This window comes from Halpernia humi, assembly GCF_900108025.1.
In the GTDB taxonomy this organism is placed as follows: Bacteria; Bacteroidota; Bacteroidia; order Flavobacteriales; family Weeksellaceae; genus Halpernia; species Halpernia humi.
On record NZ_FNUS01000008.1, the window covers coordinates 167341 to 186319 of the forward strand.

At 31.6% G+C, this 18979-nt stretch carries 14 protein-coding genes and 1 CRISPR repeat array; of the genes, 9 read left to right on the forward strand and 5 right to left on the reverse strand.

The genetic code is table 11. The features are described 5' to 3' along the window. The first annotated feature begins 106 nt into the window (after window positions 1-106). Window positions 107-736 (forward strand): outer membrane protein, encoded by a 630-nt coding sequence (locus C4S29_RS14395; RefSeq protein ID WP_103914806.1) that lies wholly within the window; start codon window positions 107-109, stop codon window positions 734-736. 77 nt (window positions 737-813) lie between these two features. Here the strand turns inward: C4S29_RS14395 and ffh are convergent, their stop codons facing one another. Further along, window positions 814-2181 (reverse strand): signal recognition particle protein, encoded by a 1368-nt coding sequence (gene ffh / locus C4S29_RS14400; RefSeq protein ID WP_103914807.1) that lies wholly within the window; start codon window positions 2179-2181, stop codon window positions 814-816. A 388-nt stretch (window positions 2182-2569) separates the two neighbouring features. Continuing rightward, window positions 2570-3709, reverse strand: coding sequence for an acyl-CoA dehydrogenase family protein (locus tag C4S29_RS14405; protein ID WP_103914808.1), 1140 nt, complete (start codon window positions 3707-3709; stop codon window positions 2570-2572). A gap of 423 nt (window positions 3710-4132) precedes the next feature. Between C4S29_RS14405 and rpsA the strand changes: the two genes are divergently transcribed. Together rpsA and C4S29_RS14415 are read left to right on the forward strand one after the other, a co-directional pair. Continuing rightward, entirely contained in the window at window positions 4133-5980 is a 1848-nt protein-coding gene (rpsA, locus tag C4S29_RS14410) for a 30S ribosomal protein S1 (protein ID WP_103914809.1), read from the forward strand. 108 nt (window positions 5981-6088) lie between these two features. Next, a complete protein-coding gene (locus C4S29_RS14415; RefSeq protein WP_103914810.1) occupies window positions 6089-6649 on the forward strand; it encodes a hypothetical protein in 561 nt (186 codons plus the stop codon). Between the two features lie 49 nt (window positions 6650-6698). On the opposite strand, the gene rplS is transcribed toward C4S29_RS14415, so the two are convergent. Continuing rightward, window positions 6699-7049 (reverse strand): 50S ribosomal protein L19, encoded by a 351-nt coding sequence (rplS, locus tag C4S29_RS14420; RefSeq protein ID WP_103914811.1) that lies wholly within the window; start codon window positions 7047-7049, stop codon window positions 6699-6701. Between the two features lie 333 nt (window positions 7050-7382). On the opposite strand from rplS, the gene cas9 reads away from it, so the two are divergent. Together cas9 and C4S29_RS14430 are read left to right on the forward strand one after the other, a co-directional pair. Further along, the gene (cas9, locus tag C4S29_RS14425) at window positions 7383-12077 is read left to right on the forward strand and encodes a type II CRISPR RNA-guided endonuclease Cas9 (RefSeq protein WP_103914812.1); all 4695 of its coding nucleotides are present in this window, start codon (window positions 7383-7385) and stop codon (window positions 12075-12077) included. Further along, complete coding sequence (locus tag C4S29_RS14430) at window positions 12074-12544, forward strand: HIRAN domain-containing protein (RefSeq protein ID WP_103914813.1); 471 nt, start codon at window positions 12074-12076, stop codon at window positions 12542-12544. Before cas9 ends, C4S29_RS14430 begins: the two co-directional genes overlap by 4 nt. A gap of 98 nt (window positions 12545-12642) precedes the next feature. Beyond that, a CRISPR array of direct repeats spans window positions 12643-14393; the repeat unit is 36 nt; unit sequence GTTGTGGTTTGATTAAAGATTAGAAAAAACGATATT. A 107-nt stretch (window positions 14394-14500) separates the two neighbouring features. Here the strand turns inward: C4S29_RS14430 and cas2 are convergent. Beyond that, window positions 14501-14830, reverse strand: coding sequence for a CRISPR-associated endonuclease Cas2 (gene cas2, locus C4S29_RS14435; RefSeq protein WP_185116971.1), 330 nt, complete (start codon window positions 14828-14830; stop codon window positions 14501-14503). Then, entirely contained in the window at window positions 14821-15714 is an 894-nt protein-coding gene (gene cas1, locus C4S29_RS14440; protein ID WP_103914814.1) for a type II CRISPR-associated endonuclease Cas1, read from the reverse strand. Before cas1 ends, cas2 begins: the two co-directional genes overlap by 10 nt. A 658-nt stretch (window positions 15715-16372) precedes the next feature. On the opposite strand from cas1, the gene atpB reads away from it, so the two are divergent. The 4 genes from atpB (at window position 16373) to atpH (ending at window position 18975) form a co-directional block, all read left to right on the forward strand. Beyond that, window positions 16373-17506, forward strand: a complete 1134-nt coding sequence (gene atpB / locus C4S29_RS14450; RefSeq protein ID WP_103914816.1) for a F0F1 ATP synthase subunit A — start codon at window positions 16373-16375, stop codon at window positions 17504-17506. Between the two features lie 138 nt (window positions 17507-17644). Continuing rightward, a complete protein-coding gene (gene atpE, locus C4S29_RS14455) occupies window positions 17645-17842 on the forward strand; it encodes an ATP synthase F0 subunit C (protein ID WP_103914817.1) in 198 nt (65 codons plus the stop codon). Window positions 17843-17936: 94 nt separating this feature from the next. Then, window positions 17937-18434, forward strand: a complete 498-nt coding sequence (atpF, locus tag C4S29_RS14460) for a F0F1 ATP synthase subunit B (RefSeq protein ID WP_103914849.1) — start codon at window positions 17937-17939, stop codon at window positions 18432-18434. 1 nt (window position 18435) lies between these two features. Further along, a complete protein-coding gene (gene atpH / locus C4S29_RS14465) occupies window positions 18436-18975 on the forward strand; it encodes an ATP synthase F1 subunit delta (protein ID WP_103914818.1) in 540 nt (179 codons plus the stop codon). Window positions 18976-18979 lie beyond the last annotated feature (4 nt).

The following is an 18979-nucleotide window of genomic DNA, read 5'->3' on the forward strand; positions in this document are numbered from 1 at the left end:
AAACCACTTTTTTTAGTGGTTTTTTTGCTTTTGTGATTTATCTCATATTCCCAATTTGATACGAAGTTTTGAACTACTTTTGCAGCCAATTTTAAAAAAAAATCGAATGAAAAAATTAGTATTAGCAAGTGCTGTAGCGCTTTTTGGCTTGATGAATGCACAGAAAGGTTCTGTTTTAGTGCAAGGTGATATTTCTTATAACACATCTAAAACTACTTCAAATGCAACTGGAGCAACATCAGAAATGAAAGCAGATGTTTTCGCTTTTAATCCTACTGTTGGTTATCAGTTTACAGATCATCTAACTGCAGGTGTAAAACTAGGTGTAGGTACAAGTACACAAACGGTAAGTTTTAATCAGCAAGGGAGTTCAATAAATACTGAATCTAAAAACAACGCTTTTCAATATGGCATTTTTGGCAGATATAGCATGCCTCTTAGCGATTTGTTTTCTGTATATGGAGATTTAGATATTTATGCAACAAGTGGTAAGGTAACAAGTCCAAATTTTGTTGGAAATACGGTTTCTTATACAGATACAAAAACAGAAGGTTTTGGTGTGAGATTTACACCAAATTTGTTCATTAATATGAAAAATTCTTTTGGGCTTAACTTTAATATCGGAGGAATAGGATATGAAAATTCTAAAGTAAAAGGTTTGGATACCAAAACAAATTCTTTTGGTTTTTCTTTTGGACAAGGCGTTACTGTTGGTATTTCTAAAAACTTTAAATAGTAATCATCAATTAAATTATTTCATTAAAAAAATCCTAAGCAAGTCGCTTAGGATTTTTGATTTTTACTATTTAGAATTTATTTTCCAAATAAATTGCCGCCCATTCCGGGTACTTTTGGCATTCCTTTGCTCATCATCTGCATCATTTGTTTGCCTTGTGGGCCTTGCATCATTTTCATCATTTTTCCCATTTGTTCAAACTGTTTCATCAAAGCATTTACATCTTCAATTTTTCTTCCTGCGCCACGCGCAATTCTTTGTTTTCTGGTTGTGTTAATGAGTGACGGTGTTCTTCGTTCATCTGGTGTCATACTGTGAATGATGGCTTCGATGTGTTTAAAAGCATCGTCATTAATATCTACATCTTTGATGGCTTTTCCCACACCAGGAAGCATGCCCATCAAATCTTTCATATTTCCCATTTTTTTGATTTGATTGATTTGTTTCAAGAAATCATCAAAACCAAATTCATTTTTGGCAATTTTTTTATGGAGTTTTTTGGCTTCTTCTTCGTCGAATTGCTCTTGGGCGCGCTCTACCAAAGAGACTACATCACCCATTCCCAAAATTCGGTCTGCCATTCTTTCTGGATAGAATAAATCCAGAGCTTCCATTTTCTCTCCTGTAGAAATAAATTTTATCGGTTTTTCAACGACGGTTCTAATCGTCAAAGCTGCTCCACCGCGTGTATCACCATCTAATTTCGTTAAAACTACACCATCAAAATTTAAAGTATCGTTAAAGCTTTTTGCAGTGTTTACAGCATCTTGCCCCGTCATAGAATCAACTACGAAAAGAGTTTCAGTAGGTTTTATAGTTTGATGAACAGTTTTTATTTCGTTCATCATGGCTTCGTCAATAGCCAAACGTCCGGCGGTATCAACAATTACAACATCGTGCTTATTTTCTTTGGCAAAATTAATCGCATTCTGGGCAATAGAAGAAGGGTTTTTGTTTTCTTCTTCCGTATAAACTGTGATGCCAATTTGCTTTCCTAAAACTTTCAACTGCTCAATTGCCGCTGGTCGGTAAACGTCACAAGCAACTAATAATGGATTTTTTGCTTTTTTTTGTTTTAAATAATTGGCCAATTTACCCGAAAAAGTAGTTTTACCAGAACCTTGCAAACCTGCAATTAAAACAACACTTGGTTTCCCAGAAAGATTGATGCCTTCTTGCGAACCGCCCATTAATTCTACCAACTCATCGTGAACAATTTTCGTCATCAATTGTCCCGGGCTTAAACTTGTTAAAACATTCTGTCCTAAAGCTTTATCTTGAACTCTTTTCGTTAAATCTTTAGCGATTTTATAATTTACATCGGCATCTACAAGTGCGCGGCGAATTTCTTTCACCGTTTCTGCCACATTTATTTCCGTGATTTTTCCGCGGCCTTTTATATTGTGGAGTGCTTTATCTAATTTATCCTGTAAACTGTTGAACATAATTTTTATTTAATAATGTTGCAAAAATAAGGAAATAACAACATAAAAAAAAACAGAGTTGAAATCGTGTATTATAAGAATTAAATCTGCAAATTAAGAGACTGCAAAAAATTGAAAAAAATATTTTTTTCATTTAGAAAAATCTTCATTTTTACTTTATAATACCATTTTATCTTTGAATTTTCCGAAAAATAAAAATGCTCCATAGGAGCAATATCTTTGTAGAAAAAATGAATAAGATTGAAAAAGAACTCCGGAGGAGTTCAATCTTTTAAAGTAATTTTATTGACAAAATGATATAAGATATTAAGAATAAAAAATTAGATTAGAATCTGAAAACAAAAAAAAGCACCTAAAAAAGGTGCTTTTAAAACTATTTAGTTAAAAATTATCTCGTAATCTCTCTCCCGATCACCAATCTTTGGATTTCTGAAGTGCCTTCGCCAATGGTGCAAAGTTTAGAATCTCGGTAATATTTTTCTGCTGGAAAATCTTTAGTATAACCATAACCTCCAAAAATCTGAACGGCATTGTTAGCGATTCTCACACAAGCTTCCGAAGCGTAAAGTTTTGCCATTGCGCCTTCTTTAGTCATCACCACTTTATTATTTTTCATTTCTGATGCGCGTTCAATTAAAAGTTCAGCGGCATCAATTTCTGTTGCCATATCGGCCAACATAAAATTAATCGCTTGGAAACTAGAGATAGATTTTCCAAATTGATGTCTTTCTTGCGCGTATTTTAAAGCGGCTTTGTAAGCGCCACGGGCGAGTCCTAAACTTAATGCAGCAATAGAAATTCTACCGCCATCAAGAATTTTCATGGCTTGTTTAAAACCAGAACCTACTTCGCCTAAACGATTTGCATCGGGCACTCTCACATTATCAAAAATAAGTTCAGCGGTTTCTGAAGCGCGCATTCCTAGTTTATTTTCTTTTTTTCCAGAAGTAAAACCGGCCATTCCTTTTTCTAAAACAAAAGCTGTAGAATTATTTTTTGCCCCTTTTTCGCCTGTTCTTGTCATTACAACTGCAATATTGCCAGAAATAGCGTGTGTGATGAAATTTTTTGCACCATTGATCACCCATTCATCGCCATCTTTCACAGCCGTTGTAGACATTCCGCCTGAATCTGACCCTGTGTTGTGCTCGGTTAATCCCCAAGCGCCGATTACTTTTCCGGAAGCCAATTGTGGTAACCATTTATGGCGTTGATCTTCATTTCCGAATTCGTAAATATGATTGGTACAGAGCGAATTGTGCGCGGCAACAGATAAACCGATTGAGGGATCTACTTGTGAAATTTCATCTAAAATACTTACATATTCGTGGTAGCCTAAACCAGAACCACCATATTTTTCGGGAATTACGATACCCATAAAACCCATTTCACCTAGTTGGTGAAATAAATCAACGGGAAAGGTTTGGCTCTCGTCCCAATCCATAATGTGTGGCCTAATATTTTTTTCAGCAAAATCTCTTGCAGTTTCTGCAATCATTTTGATGTTTTCTTTTGTTTCAAAAGTCATAAAAATTATTTTCGTAAATATAAGAATTTAAGATCGATTATAATTTTAAAAAAAATATGATATTAAATAGGATTTTGAGAAAAGTATATGTTTTGAAGTTTTTAAGTGGTGAACTTTACTTCTGAAATACGTATAACATGATAGTTTTTTTGGCGAAAAGATTAACGCATCTCAACTTGTAAAGAAATCCTAGGTGTTGCGGAAGCAGGAACGGAGGGCGGATTAAGTTGCCCAAATAAAATATTGTAATTCTTAATTTGTCTTTTAAATTAATATAATATTTCAAAATAAAGTTGTACTTTTGCACCACTTTTGTGGGAAGTATTTTGGGAAAGTAAAGTCTTAATAATTAACAACTTCCATATTTTTCAGGTTACCACATTTACCAAAACTGAAATTTAAGGAATACAAATTTTTTTTAATATGTCAGAAACGACAAACACACCGGAAGAGGTTGTAGAAAGCCAAAGCCAACACACACAAAAAAACGAGGAGGTTTTAGTAAACCAAAACGTAGCACCAGAAGCGTTTGACTGGGAATCTTTTGAAAGCGGACTAAACGCTGAAGATAGAACAGAAAAACAAGAATTAGAAGAAATTTATAATGGCTCTCTCAATGATTTAGGAGATTCTGACATTATCACTGGTAAAGTGGTAAGATTAACAGATAGAGAAGCGATTGTAGATATTAATTTTAAATCTGAAGGTGTAATTTCTCTAAACGAATTCCGTTACAACCAAGACCTAAAAGTAGGTGATGAAGTGGAAGTAATGGTGGACAAAAGAGAAGATAAAACTGGCCAATTGCAACTATCTCACAAGAAAGCGAGAACATTAAAAGCATGGGATAGAGTAAATGAGCTTCATGAATCAGGCGAAATTGTTAATGGTTTAGTAAAATCTAGAACAAAAGGCGGTATGATTGTAGATGTCTTCGGTTTAGAAGCATTTTTACCAGGTTCGCAAATTGATGTGAAACCGATTAAAGACTACGATCAATTTGTTGGAAAAACAATGGAATTTAAAGTTGTGAAAATCAACCCAGAATTTAAAAACGTTGTTGTATCTCACAAAGCGCTTATCGAAGCCGATATCGAAGGTCAGAAAAAAGAAATCATCGCACAATTAGAAAAAGGACAAGTATTAGAAGGAACTGTGAAAAACATCACTTCTTATGGTGTATTTGTAGATTTAGGTGGTGTAGATGGTTTGATTCACATTACAGATTTATCTTGGAGCAGAGTAAACCATCCATCAGAAGTTCTTTCTGACGGTGAAACTGTGAAAGTGGTAATTCTTGATTTTGATGAAGATAAAACAAGAATCCAATTAGGTATGAAGCAACTTGAGGCTCATCCGTGGGATGCTTTAGGTGAAAATATTAAAATTGGTGATAAAGTAAAAGGAAAAGTAGTTGTTCTTGCAGATTATGGCGCATTCGTAGAGGTTGCACCAGGTGTGGAAGGATTAATTCACGTTTCTGAAATGTCTTGGAGCACGCACTTAAGAAGCGCCGGAGATTTCGTGAAAGTGGGTGACGAAGTAGAAGCAGAAGTTTTAACCTTAGATAGAGAAGATAGAAAAATTTCTCTTGGTATGAAACAACTGAACCAAGATCCTTGGACGAATATTGAATCTAAATATCCAGTTGGTTCTACACACACAGGAACTGTGAGAAACTTCACAAACTTTGGTGTTTTTGTAGAATTAGAAGAAGGAATTGACGGATTAATTTATATTTCTGATCTTTCTTGGACTAAAAAAATCAAACATCCATCAGAATTTTGCAACGTTGGCGATAAATTAGATGTAATCGTTCTTGAACTTGATGTTCAAGCCAGAAGATTATCTTTAGGTCACAAACAATTGCAAGAAAATCCTTGGGATAAATTTGAAACCAAATACGCTGAAGGAACCATCCATAACGGAAAAGCAACTGATGTTTTTGATAAAGGAGCAGCGGTGCAGTTTGAAGATGCAGAAGTTGAAGCATTTTGCCCAGCAAGATTATTAGAAAAAGAAGATGGTTCTAAAATCAAAAAAGGAGAAGATGCAGACTTTAAAGTTATTGAATTCAATAAAGAATTCAAAAGAGTAGTGGTTTCCCACACCGGCATCTTTAAAGAAGAAGAGAAGAAAAACGTAAAAGAATCTTCTAGCAAATCTGCAGGTAAATCTGCTGCAATTTCATCTACAAGTGAAGAAAAATCTACACTTGGTGATATTGATGTTTTAGCAGAATTAAAAAAGAAAATGGATGCAGGTAAATAATTAACCTTCATTCTATCTTTACATAAGGCGCTTCACGGTATTCGTGAAGCGCTTTTTTTATAACTTTAAATATGTTGTAACTTTATCCCTCCAAAATAAGAGATTTTTATGAATTTTAAAATAACTTCAGAAGGTAAAATATCAAAATATTTTATCAGTCAAGATATCTTTGATTTTGCTCAGGCCTCAAAGTTTGTGCAAAATTCTGCATATAAAAGAAATACTAATAAGTTCAACAAACTCTGCGTTTTTGAAGATTTAGGTGGAACTTGCAGCACAAAACACGCCTTATTAAAAGAATTAGCAGTAGAAAATAAGCATGAAGAAATAAAATTGATGCTTGGTATTTTTAATATGAATTCTCAGAACTCAACAAAGATTTCAAAAGTGTTAGATAAATATCATTTAACCGAAATGCCGGAAGCGCACAATTATCTAAAAGTAGGCGAGAACTATCTAGATTTTACAAGAAAAAACTCAACCCCAGAAGATTTTTTAAAAGATTTAGTTCAAGAAATTGAAATTCAATCTGATCAAACGATAGAGTTCAAAACAAACTATCATCAAACTTATTTAAAGCAATATTTGCAAGAGCATCCAGAAATAAACTTTGCGTTTTCTGAATTTTGGCAGATTAGAGAAGAATGTATTGCAGCGTTGCAAACATAAAAAAAACCACCGAAAATTCGGTGGTTTTGTATCTTTATAAAAAGAAGTATTATCTTCTAGCAGCGTCTTTAATTCTCGCTTTTTTACCACGAAGATTACGGAAGTAATAGATTCTTGCTCTTCTTACTTTACCTCTTCTATCCACTTCAATTTTTTGAAGCGCTGGTAAATTTAAAGGGAAAACGCGTTCTACACCAACATCACCACTCATTTTTCTGATGGTAAACATTTTAGTAGCACCAGTCCCGCGAACTTGGATCACTACACCTTTAAAGAACTGTGTTCTTGTTTTTGCACCCTCACTAATTTCGTAATAAGCGGTAATTGTATCACCGGCTTTAAATTTTGGGAAATCTTTTTTCTCAATGTACTTTTCTTGTACGTAATTAATTAAATCCATTGTTTAATTGTAAATAATTTTTAAGCAAAGCAACGTTCACGTCTATCGTCAGAGGTTAGTTTACAGGCTGCAAAAATAAAATAAATTTTTAAACTGGGCAATACAATTTATATATTTTTAAAGAATTACAGATTTGCAAAAAAAAAGTCCCACCGAAGCAGGACTAAAGATTTTACATCTACGGCATATAGCCTTATTGTGATAAGATTAAAGACTAGAAATTTTAATCAGTTACAAATATAGGGAAAAACTTTTTAACTTGTTTACGGCTAGCCGTAAGATGCAGAATTATTTTTTATTTAACTTTAAAGATTGATTAAAAATAGTAGAGTAATGGCAAAAATATTAGGTTTAGATTTAGGAACAAACTCCATTGGTTGGGCGATTGTGGATGATAAGAATAGCAAAATACTTGATACAGGAGTTAGAATTTTTCCTGAAGGAGTAGTTGCAAAAACTATTGGAAGTGGAGATAAAGAAGAAAGTAAAAATGCGAAAAGGCGAGAAAGCCGTCAAACAAGGAGAGGTTTTTATAGAAAAAGATTGAGGAAAATAAAATTATTAAGAACATTGATTAATTTTAAAATGTGCCCGTTGGAACATTTTGAACTTGATGTTTGGAGTAAATGGGACAAAATAAAAAAGAAGGAAGGTAGAATGGCACCTGAATTATTTCTTCCAGAAAATAGTGCATATAATCTATGGTTGAAACAAAATCCTTACATTTTGAGAGACAAAGCATTATCGAAAGATTTAACTTTAACTGAATTTGGAAGAGTCTTATATCATCTTATACAAAGAAGAGGTTTTTTAAGTAATCGAAAAGGGAAAGATGACGGAAAAATTTATGGTGGAAAAGAAGGTATAGTCGGAATTGATAAAACTAATGAACAAATTAAGAATTCAACTTTGGGTAAATTTTTATTTAAAATATTACCAAAAGAGGGCGAGCCATTTAAAATTATAGAAGATGAACTAGGAAATGAATTACGTGTAAGATCAAGATATACTTTGCGAGATATGTACATTGCAGAATTCGAAGCAATTTGGAATAGACAAGCAAAACATTTAGGTCTTGATAATATTTATTACTCCAATGTAAAAAATGTTTTATTAAAAGGCAGTTTAAAAAACAAAAAAAATGAACGAAAAATCAACCACCTAAAAAAAATAAAAGGTAATGGAAATATTGAGATTATAACTTTAAATAATAACCTCTCAAAAAATGAAAAACCGAAGTATTTATTAAAAATTGCAACTAAACTTCCATTAAAAGAATTTTTAGCAGGAAGAATTGAAAAGGATGAGGATGGTAAAATTAAATTTAAAAGTAATGAAAGTGTATTGTTTTGGCAGCGACCATTACGTTCTCAAAAAAAGTTGCTTGCAAAATGTCGTTTTGAACCAGATTTAAAAGATGATAATGGTAAATTTATTCAGAAAGGAAAAACACCTTGTCATTTATCACATCCTTTATATGAAGAATATAGAGCCTATCAATATGTGAATAATATTGAATATGGAAAGAAACAACGACTTGAAGAATCCCAACGTAAGCAAGTTATAGACTTGATAAACTCTAAAGACGGTAATTTTAAATTTAGTGAAATAAAAAAGAAGTTAAAGTTATCCTATGAAACTTTTAATTATTCAGATGATTCGTCAGTTAATGGAAATTATATGATTAAAAATTTGAACTCTATTTTCCCAAAAGAAATACTAGAAAAAGAATTTGTAGTAAACGTTAATAAAGAAGATATTATAGAATATGGTTATGAGCGCATTTGGCATTTATTCCATTTTTGTGAAGATAATGATGTTTTAATTAAAAAACTTCAAGATAATTTTGATTTATCTGAAAATGATATAGAAAAAATTTCAAAAATAAATTTAAAAGAAGGATATTCTAATGTTTCTTTAAAAGCAATTAAAAATATTTTACCTTATTTAAAAGAAGGTAAACTTTTAAGTGATGCAGTGATTTTAGGAGGTGTCCGAAATGTTTTTGGGAAAAAATGGCATGAGTTTATTGATTTTCACGAAAAAATTGAAAAAGATATTTTGTACATAAATCATCAAAAATCTAATAAAGAGGGTGAAGCCATTGAAAAAATAAAAAAATATTTGATAGATTATAAATTTGGTTTTACTGAAAATGATAATAGATTTAAAAAACTTTACCATCATAGTCAAGACGTTGTAGAAGTTAAACTTCAGAAAAAAATTGGACCTGTTGAAGATTTAAGAAATCCAATTGTTCAGCAAGGCGTAAATGAAGTAAGACGATTAGTAAATGAATTATTGGATGTACATGGGAAATTTGACCAAGTTAGAGTTGAGTTGGGAAGAGATTTAAAAAATAACAAATCTAAACGCGAAGAAATAGGATATAAAATTCGTGAAAATACTGCCAAAAATGAGAAAGCAAAAGAACTTCTTATTGAATATGGTTTAAGACAAAGTAGAGACAATGTGCAAAAAGTTTTATTATTTCAAGAAATGTTGGATAGAGGAACTGTTGCAGTTTGTCCTTATACCAATAAGACAATTAATATTTCTGATGTGTTGGGAAATGAAAATAAAATGCAAATAGAACATATTATACCCAAAAGTATTTCGTTGGATGATAGTTTTGCAAATAAAACCTTATGTGATTCAAAATTTAATGGTTTAAAAGGTGAAAGAACACCTTATGAGTTTTATCAAATTAACAATGATGCGAATTTGTGGGGAGGTTCTAAATCTTGGGAAGAAATTGAACGGCGAACATTTCGAATTTTACCATATTCAAAAGCAAAACGCTTCACATCTAAAACTAAATTTGAAACAAATGATTTTATTCAAAGACAATTAAATGATACAAGATATATAAGTAAAAAAACAAAAGAAATTTTATCTCAGATTTGCGAAGACGTAAGAGTAATGCCAGGAAGTTTAACTGCTGAATTAAGAAAATTGTGGGGATTAAACAATATTTTACATCCTGCTTTTGTTCTAGATTTGCCTGCTCTTCATATTGATGCAAACAAACATATTCCTCATTATGTCGTTTTGGATGAGGATAATGTGCCAATTTTATCTCAACGGATTTATAATGATAAGCCGATATTGAAAGCAAATCAAACTTCTATAACTGGCTTTGTAGATAATGAAATTTTTAAATCAAAAGAAAAATATGTAAAATTTGAAGTAAAAGCACCAAATTTATCAAATGGAGAATATTGGGCAAAATTACTTTTATCAAATCCAAAAAGTATAGTTCGTGTATTTAAGGAAAAACCAAAATCAACTGAAAATGAAATTGTGGTTCGGGGGAAAATTGAAAAAGAAAAATTTAAACATGAAGGATTAAGTGGAATAAATGCAGAAGGTAAAGAAAACGGAACTTATTGGGCGAAATTATCAATAGTAGATAAAAAATTTAAAAAACCGAAAAAAGATGACCAACCAAAGAAAAATGGAAAGCAAATCTTACTTTTTGGAGCGGTAAAAGAAGGCGTTTTCTCTTCCTATATGTACGAATGCGATGCAGATCTTGAAGACGGTAAATATTGGTTAATTCTTGATATTGATTTTGAAAATGTAGAATTTGAAAAAGCCTTAAACGAACGACCAGAAGTACTAGAAAACCAAATATTAATTCAAGGAATTACGAATGATGAAAATGTTTTTGTTTCAGATATGGACTGTCAACATCAATTTTTAATGAATGAGGGCAAAGGCAAATATTACGTATTGTTTGATATTATTTCAGAAGTAAATGAATTCTATCCAATAAAAACCAAAAGTCCTGAATTAGAAAACGGACAATCTTTAACAGAAGGAACAATTTGGGTAGATAAATATACAGGAGAAATAAAATTTGATCCAAAAAAAAACAGAGAAGACCATCGTCATCATGCAATTGATGCTTTAGTGATAGCATTAACCAAAGAAACTTATTTCCAACAATTAAGTAGAAGAAATGCTTCATCTGAAAATAAAAAGCGCGGAAATGAATATGAAAAAGAACAATTAGATTTTGCAGAACCTTGGAAGGAATTTCATGTTGATGCACAAAAATCAATAAATAGCATTTTGATTTCGCATAAACAAAACAAAAATATTTTAACAAAAATAACAAAGAAAATCACTAAAAATGGTAAAACATATAAAAGTGAAGGAATGTCGGTTCGTGGGCAATTGCATGACAAAACCTATTATGGTCATAATAAAAATTGTAAAGCAGACGAATACGTTTATAGAGTTGATATTAATAATTTAAGTTTTTCTCAATTAACAAATATCATAGATCTTAATTTAAAAGCAGTTATTGTTGAAGGCGTTATAAAAAAATTTGAGGAAAGTGAAAAACTTTTATTCAAAAAAATGAATTCAAAAGTTCAAAATTTAGATAAAAGCAAAGTGAAAAAAATTAAGGCAAAAGTTGATAAAATTTTAAAAGAAACATCTTTTTTTATGCCAAATGAAGGCAAAAGATATATTCGCCTAAATATAATTGAGCCTGCAAATTTTGAAAGAATGCCAGTTCCAATTAAAAAAGTTAGAATTAGGAAAGTATTAAGAAATGCGGAAAAATTAAATAATGAAATAAAACAATTTGTTGATCCGCAAAACAATCACCACGTTTTAATATACAAAGACGAAAACGGAAATTTAAAAGAAGAAGTTGTTACTTTCTGGACTGTAGTTGAACGCAAAAGAACAGGTGAACCCGTTTATAAATTACCATCTGATGGCAAAAAAATAGTTACAACTTTGCAAATAAATGATATGTTTTTGTTGGGATTAAATGAAGATGAAATCAATTGGGAAAATCCAAATTATAACCATTTAAAAGAGCATTTGTATAGAGTTCAGAAATTTACATCTGGTGATTTTTATTTTAGAATTGCTAAAACATCATCCATCCAAAACGGAGAAGAAAAACAACAAATTAATAGTTTTGGTCTAGGGAAGAATGGATGGTTAACACATAATCCCATAAAAGTAAAAATTTCAGTTTCAGGAAAAATTTTAAAAGTATGAATCGTTCAGATTTTTTAAAAGCATTCGGTTTAGGTTCGGTAGGTTTAGTCATTCCAAATACATTATGGTCGCAAAAACCAGTAAAAATATATGACAATTATGTGAAAGGTTTAATGCACTACCAATTTAGAAAAATTAAAAAGCAATTAACTTTAGGTCAAGAACTTTTACTTGAAAGAGAAATAGCGAATACTTATGACCAATTTGCCGTTGAGGTTTATTTTAATGAATACAAATTAGGTTATTTGGCTGCTTATGAAAATATTGCGATTGCCAATATGTTAGACCAAGGTGTTGAATTTTCTGCATTTATAAGTGAAATTGACAAAAAAAATGAATTTGAAGGTTTAGCAATTGAAATTTACACTAATATTGTAATTCAAAATCCAAAAATACTAGAAACCGATTTACTGGATAAAAGAGCAGATGATGCCATAGATCAATACAGAATTGGCGCGAAATATTAGGAAATTAGAAAGAAGCTCTTTGACATACAGTTTTTCGGAGGTCATAAGCAACCAAACCACAACGGAAAATCTTCCCGATTTTCTGCAACGGATTTTCCGTTGTGGTTTGATTAAAGATTAGAAAAAACGATATTGACAACTCAGAAAAAATAATAAACGGCGTTGTTGTGGTTTGATTAAAGATTAGAAAAAACGATATTATGCAATTGTTAATTTAATTAATGACGGTTGTTGTGGTTTGATTAAAGATTAGAAAAAACGATATTCGGCAATTCCTTACTATAATATTCAGTTTAGTTGTGGTTTGATTAAAGATTAGAAAAAACGATATTTTCTGTGATTTTGTTTTGCAAATCTTGCATGTTGTGGTTTGATTAAAGATTAGAAAAAACGATATTGAGTGTGAGGTTATAGAGTTGCTTCCAGTTGTTGTGGTTTGATTAAAGATTAGAAAAAACGATATTGATAAAGACAAAGCAACGGGCGAATCGTTTGTTGTGGTTTGATTAAAGATTAGAAAAAACGATATTTGTCGGTGCTAAACCGTAAAGGTGTGAGCCGTTGTGGTTTGATTAAAGATTAGAAAAAACGATATTAAAAGTAATCTTCGGAAATCGAGTGCCGATGTTGTGGTTTGATTAAAGATTAGAAAAAACGATATTGTTTCATAAACAAAGCACCCACTTTGTTGTGTTGTGGTTTGATTAAAGATTAGAAAAAACGATATTCAAAGGTAAAGATGCACAACGTGTCGCAGCGTTGTGGTTTGATTAAAGATTAGAAAAAACGATATTTTCAAAACCTGCTTTTTGTAGCCAATCACCGTTGTGGTTTGATTAAAGATTAGAAAAAACGATATTTAAGGTAAATAATAACTCTGCTGCAATCTAGTTGTGGTTTGATTAAAGATTAGAAAAAACGATATTCAACAGGCTTAAGTGCAAAATCTAAAGTGTGTTGTGGTTTGATTAAAGATTAGAAAAAACGATATTTTATGGTCTCAAATGTATTTGCTTGACCGTGTTGTGGTTTGATTAAAGATTAGAAAAAACGATATTCGGCACTAAATTCATACTTTAAAATCAAATGTTGTGGTTTGATTAAAGATTAGAAAAAACGATATTATCTAGTAAAATCGGGGTGCAACAATATCCGTTGTGGTTTGATTAAAGATTAGAAAAAACGATATTATGGGTTTGGGTTTATGATTTTGAGAGAATGTTGTGGTTTGATTAAAGATTAGAAAAAACGATATTTATTATTTATATTTGTTTTATGAATTTCTTGTTGTGGTTTGATTAAAGATTAGAAAAAACGATATTTAATTCAATTCAAGTCCTACGATACTGCTGTTGTGGTTTGATTAAAGATTAGAAAAAACGATATTTTGTGCCGCTCCCACAACACTGTTTAAGGTGTTGTGGTTTGATTAAAGATTAGAAAAAACGATATTAAGAGTTCGGCGCAAACTACGAGGCTTTTAGTTGTGGTTTGATTAAAGATTAGAAAAAACGATATTGATTTCTCGCACCGATGTAATGGCTTTCTTGTTGTGGTTTGATTAAAGATTAGAAAAAACGATATTTTCTTCAATTTTATTATATTTAGTTGAATTGTTGTGGTTTGATTAAAGATTAGAAAAAACGATATTTTTTCTTCCAAAGATTGAAATACCTTCCTCGTTGTGGTTTGATTAAAGATTAGAAAAAACGATATTCTTTTATTTGTATATTTGCAGTATGGATTTGTTGTGGTTTGATTAAAGATTAGAAAAAACGATATTTTTCGTTTGTTCTACATAGATCAAGCAAGCGTTGTGGTTTGATTAAAGATTAGAAAAAACGATATTAGTTGGAGCCTTACCTTCTAATAATCAAAGTTTTAAGTGGAAAATATCGTTCTAAAAAATGCTTCTTTTTTGCACTGATAAAGCAAGATTGAAGCATTTTTTTATTCCTAAAATAATTCCAATTGCACAGGGCCAGGCGGTTTCGGGACTTCGGCTTTGCCCCAAAAATTCATAATATTTCCAAACTGTTTATCCGTGATGCGCAAAACACTCACTTTCCCAAATGGTGGAAGCAATTGTTGCACACGCTTTTCGTGCACATCCGCGCTCTCGCTACTTGCACAATGCCGCATATAAACAGAAAATTGCATCATATTAAAACCATCTTTCAATAAATTTGTTCTAAATTTCGACGCGTTGTGTCGGTCTTTTTTAGTTTCGGTCGGTAAATCAAAAAACACAAAAATCCACATAATTCGGTAGCCATTTAGTTCCATAATTTTGGAAAATTTAGTTTCTTTTTTTCTCCCGTAAAGCATTGTTGCAGAGAACTCGCAGTTTTTTGCAAACCTACCATCAACGGACTTTTTTCTTCATTAAAGTAAACCGTTTGCGTCAAGATTTTTAGAAATTCTACTTTTACAGCGCTTGTCAGATCTTGGTTGTCGCTCATTTTTATTAATTCAAAAACTTTTTCATCCACCAAGGGTCGAAACGGTTCCATCATATCATCTGCCAAAGCATACGCATTATATTTATTTCGGTGATGGATGCCCAAAGTATTCAAAAGTCCGCTTCCAGAAAGCGCTCTCGCCGTTGCTGCTCTTAAAATAGCATAACCATAATTCAAAAAATTATTAGGAAAATCACCAAATCTTTCTCGCTTTACCTTTAAATCGCTGTATTCAAAAAAAGCCCTCCAATAAAGATTAGCCGCAACGCCTTCCATATTTGAAGTGTCGCCGCTCAACACTCTTGAAGCCAAAAAATTTAGCGAGTTACTCTCACCAGTTATCTTTTCTAATAATAGGCCCTGATTGGCGATTTTTTCTACCACAGTTTGTTGCCAAAGTTGCTTTTTCAAAGGTAAAGTTGCTTCAATTTGGTTTCGAAAAATTTCTTGTTGAATATAATGGCTATTGAGGTTCAGAAACATGCCATTGGGTAAATGATTGTTTCCGCAGACAACAATGGCCGCATTGTTTTCAACCAATAAATTCATTGCAGGAATACTTAAAAAAACTTGCGGATGATCGATCACCAAATAACCAACATCTTCCGCCGGAATCGTGCTTTCTCGCAATTCTGTTTTAATGACCAATTGCAAATGTTTGGTGCTTACCGAAGTCTTGTTTTCTAATAAAATGGTTCTCTTTAGCATAATTAAAGCATTTTTTTAATAAAAATTGAGTTTTCAATTCCTATTAATTAGTTTTCATTAAATTAATTGAATTTTCTTCAATAAAACTTACGGAAAACCATATAACCTGAAATTAAATCAAATTAGTTTAAATTTGCACCTTCAAAAAAATAAAATAGTGCGCCCTAAAAACTTATCTTTGGGCCATAAAAATGAGCGCTTTCAACATCAAAGAAAACCTTAAGAAAAAATGAAAAAAACTACACTTTTTATCCTTATTTATTTTCTACTTTTTTTTCTGCATTTTGCGATTTGGCAGTATTTCAAATTAGGGTTTGAAGTTATATTTCTTAAATATTATCTGTTTCTCACCATACTTTTTATGATGGTTATAACTGTTTTGTCGATATTTAAAAAAATCTATCCCAACTACATTGGTTTTGTTTTTTTGGGTTTAATTTTGTTTAAACTTACGATGATAATGCTCCTCAAAAAAAAGTTAAACATCACAGAAGTTCCGCTCTATAAACTGCATTTTGTTCTCCCTTATTTAATTTCTTTAGTGTTAGAAACCTTATACGCCGTACAATTAATTAAAGATGAAAAAAATCAGTAAATATTGGCTTTTTTATTCTGAAAATTTGTTATATTTTTGCAAAACTTAAAACAAGATATAGGAATGCTGAAAAGAATAATACTGGTTCTGGGATTTTTCTCGATTTTTTCAACATCTTTTGCGCAGCATGAGAATACAAATACGGCGGTAACTTCAGAAAAATCTGAAGCAAAATCTAGCCTTTCTGAAGCTGAAAAAACTAAACAAGAAAATAAGGAATTCATCGATCATCACGTATTAGATGCGCATAGTTTCGATATTATGACCATCAAAAATGATGATGGAACCGAGGATCACAAAGGCTTTTCTTTACCCATTATTTTTTATGATAAAGCCAATGGTTTTCACGCATTTATGAGTTCTAAATTTCACCACGGCGAAGAAGTGGTAGAAAGTAAAGGCGCATTCTATAAATTAGCACACGAAAAAATTTACAAAACAGACGCGGCTGGAACTTTAACTTTAAATAAAGAAGGCCATGTAGAAAACGAAAAAGTATTAGATTTATCTATTACTAAAAATGTTTTGATGATTTTGGTTACCAGTATCATGTTGGTCTTAATTTTCACATCTATTGCGAGAAGTTATAAAAAATCTGCAGTTCCTTCTGGCGCGGGTAAATTTTTTGAGCCTATAATTGTCTTTGTTAGAGATGATATTGCTAAGCCAAATATTGGTAAGAAATATAAGAAATATATGAGTTTTTTATTGACGATTTTTTTCTTTATTTTATTTTTAAATGTTTTTGGTTTATTGCCTTTTGGTATTAATGTTACAGGTAATATTGCCATCACATTTTCATTAGCGCTTCTCACTTTCATAATTACACAATTTACCGCTAACGGAAATTATTGGCAACATATTTTTTGGATGCCAGGTTTACCTTGGTGGATGAAAATCGTCATGATGCCAATTGAAGTTATCGGTGTGTTCATTAAACCATTTGCATTAATGATTCGTCTTTTTGCAAATATGAGCGCTGGTCACATCGTGATGATGAGTTTAATTGCTTTGATTTTTTACTTTAAAAATGTTATTGCAGGTGTTGCTTTTCCATTCTTAACATTTGTGATTTATTTACTAGAAATTTTAGTAGCACTTTTGCAAGCATATATTTTCACTTTGCTTTCCGCGGTTTATTTCGGTATGGCAAATGAAGAACATGGCCACGAAGGTGAAGAAGGAATGGTACATTAAGACATTAATGATAAAAGATAATTGATGAATGATATTAAATCGATATTATTAATAGAAATTAAACAGATGAGGAAATCAATTAGCAATAATTGTTTATCAATTATATTAAAACGAAACTAATTTTTTAAAATTTATATTATGCAAGAATCAATTCCTAGAATTATTGGTGGTGGTTTAGTAGTAATCGGAACAGGTATCGGTATCGGAAAAATCGGTGCTGCTGCCTTAGAAGGTATGGCTAGACAACCAGAACAAGCTGGAAAACTTCAAGTAGCGATGCTTATCGCTGCGGCTCTTGTAGAAGGAGTAGCGTTTGCTGCACTTTTTGCATCGTAAGAAGTTTAAAGAATTCTCTCGTAGATTGTAACGGTTGGTTGCAATCTGCGGGTTTTTAAAAAATTATAAAAAACAAATTTATTATATAACTCTTATGGGATTATTAGAAAATTTTTCATCAGGTTTATTTATTATTCAATCAGCAATCTTTTTAGTATTGCTTTTCGTTTTGCGTAAATATGCTTGGAAACCGATTTTAGATGCGGTGAACGAAAGAGAAATCAGCATTGTAGATTCTCTTAACCAGGCTAAATTAGCAAAAAAAGAAGTTGAAAACTTAAAAGCCGAAAACGAAAATATAATCCGTGCTGCGAAAGTGGAACGTGATGCCATTTTGAAAGAAGCGAGAGAAATAAAAGACAGAATTGTTGGCGAAGCCAAAGATGTTGCCAAAGAAGAAGGCGATAAAATGATTGAGCAAGCAAGACAAGCCATACAAGCTGAAAAATCTGCGGCAATGGCAGATATTAAAAAACAAATTGGATCTCTTTCTATCAACATCGCTGAATCTATTTTGAAACAAAAATTAGATAGTTCTGAAGCGCAAAATGCTTTAGTAGAAGAATATCTAAACAAATCAAACTTAAACTAAAATGCGAACTTCAAAAGTAGCAAAAAGATATGCGCAAGGTTTGTTAGAGTTTTCCACAGATTCTGGCAGCACAACTGCACTTTTCGGTGAAATGAAAGATGTAGTGAATATCTTGAAATCTTCAAGAGAATTAAACAGTTTTCTGCAAACACCTGTTATAGATAGTAAAAAGAAAATTGCTATTTTAGGAGAAATTTTTAAAAACTTTTCAGTTAGTGCGCAGAATTTTATTAGTTTAATCATCAAACAAGGTAGAGAAAAACAATTGCAGCAAATTGCACAAGCATTTATTGATAAAGTGGAAACTTTAGAGGGTTTGCAAAAAGTATCATTAACTTCTGCAACTCAACTTTCTGCGGCTAATGTAGATGCAATTTTAAAATCAACAAACTTGGTAGATGCAAAGCAAAAATTTGATTTGCAAACCAACATCAACCCAAATATTTTGGGAGGCTATATTTTAAGAGTAGGAGATCAGCAAGTAGATGCTTCAGTTCGCTCAAAACTTAGCCAATTAAATAAAGAATTTCAATTAAATTAAGAAA

Coding starts and splice junctions, on each gene's coding strand:
- atpF (WP_103914849.1), top strand. CDS start 17,937: ATGGGATTATTAGAAAATTTTTCATCAGGTTTATTTATTATTCAATCA.
- C4S29_RS14430 (WP_103914813.1), top strand. CDS start 12,074: ATGAATCGTTCAGATTTTTTAAAAGCATTCGGTTTAGGTTCGGTAGGT.
- C4S29_RS14395 (WP_103914806.1), top strand. CDS start 107: ATGAAAAAATTAGTATTAGCAAGTGCTGTAGCGCTTTTTGGCTTGATG.
- rplS (WP_103914811.1), bottom strand. CDS start 7,049: ATGGATTTAATTAATTACGTACAAGAAAAGTACATTGAGAAAAAAGAT.
- cas1 (WP_103914814.1), bottom strand. CDS start 15,714: ATGCTAAAGAGAACCATTTTATTAGAAAACAAGACTTCGGTAAGCACC.
- cas9 (WP_103914812.1), top strand. CDS start 7,383: ATGGCAAAAATATTAGGTTTAGATTTAGGAACAAACTCCATTGGTTGG.
- atpB (WP_103914816.1), top strand. CDS start 16,373: ATGCTGAAAAGAATAATACTGGTTCTGGGATTTTTCTCGATTTTTTCA.
- cas2 (WP_185116971.1), bottom strand. CDS start 14,830: ATGGAACTAAATGGCTACCGAATTATGTGGATTTTTGTGTTTTTTGAT.
- atpH (WP_103914818.1), top strand. CDS start 18,436: ATGCGAACTTCAAAAGTAGCAAAAAGATATGCGCAAGGTTTGTTAGAG.
- atpE (WP_103914817.1), top strand. CDS start 17,645: ATGCAAGAATCAATTCCTAGAATTATTGGTGGTGGTTTAGTAGTAATC.
- rpsA (WP_103914809.1), top strand. CDS start 4,133: ATGTCAGAAACGACAAACACACCGGAAGAGGTTGTAGAAAGCCAAAGC.
- C4S29_RS14415 (WP_103914810.1), top strand. CDS start 6,089: ATGAATTTTAAAATAACTTCAGAAGGTAAAATATCAAAATATTTTATC.
- ffh (WP_103914807.1), bottom strand. CDS start 2,181: ATGTTCAACAGTTTACAGGATAAATTAGATAAAGCACTCCACAATATA.
- C4S29_RS14405 (WP_103914808.1), bottom strand. CDS start 3,709: ATGACTTTTGAAACAAAAGAAAACATCAAAATGATTGCAGAAACTGCA.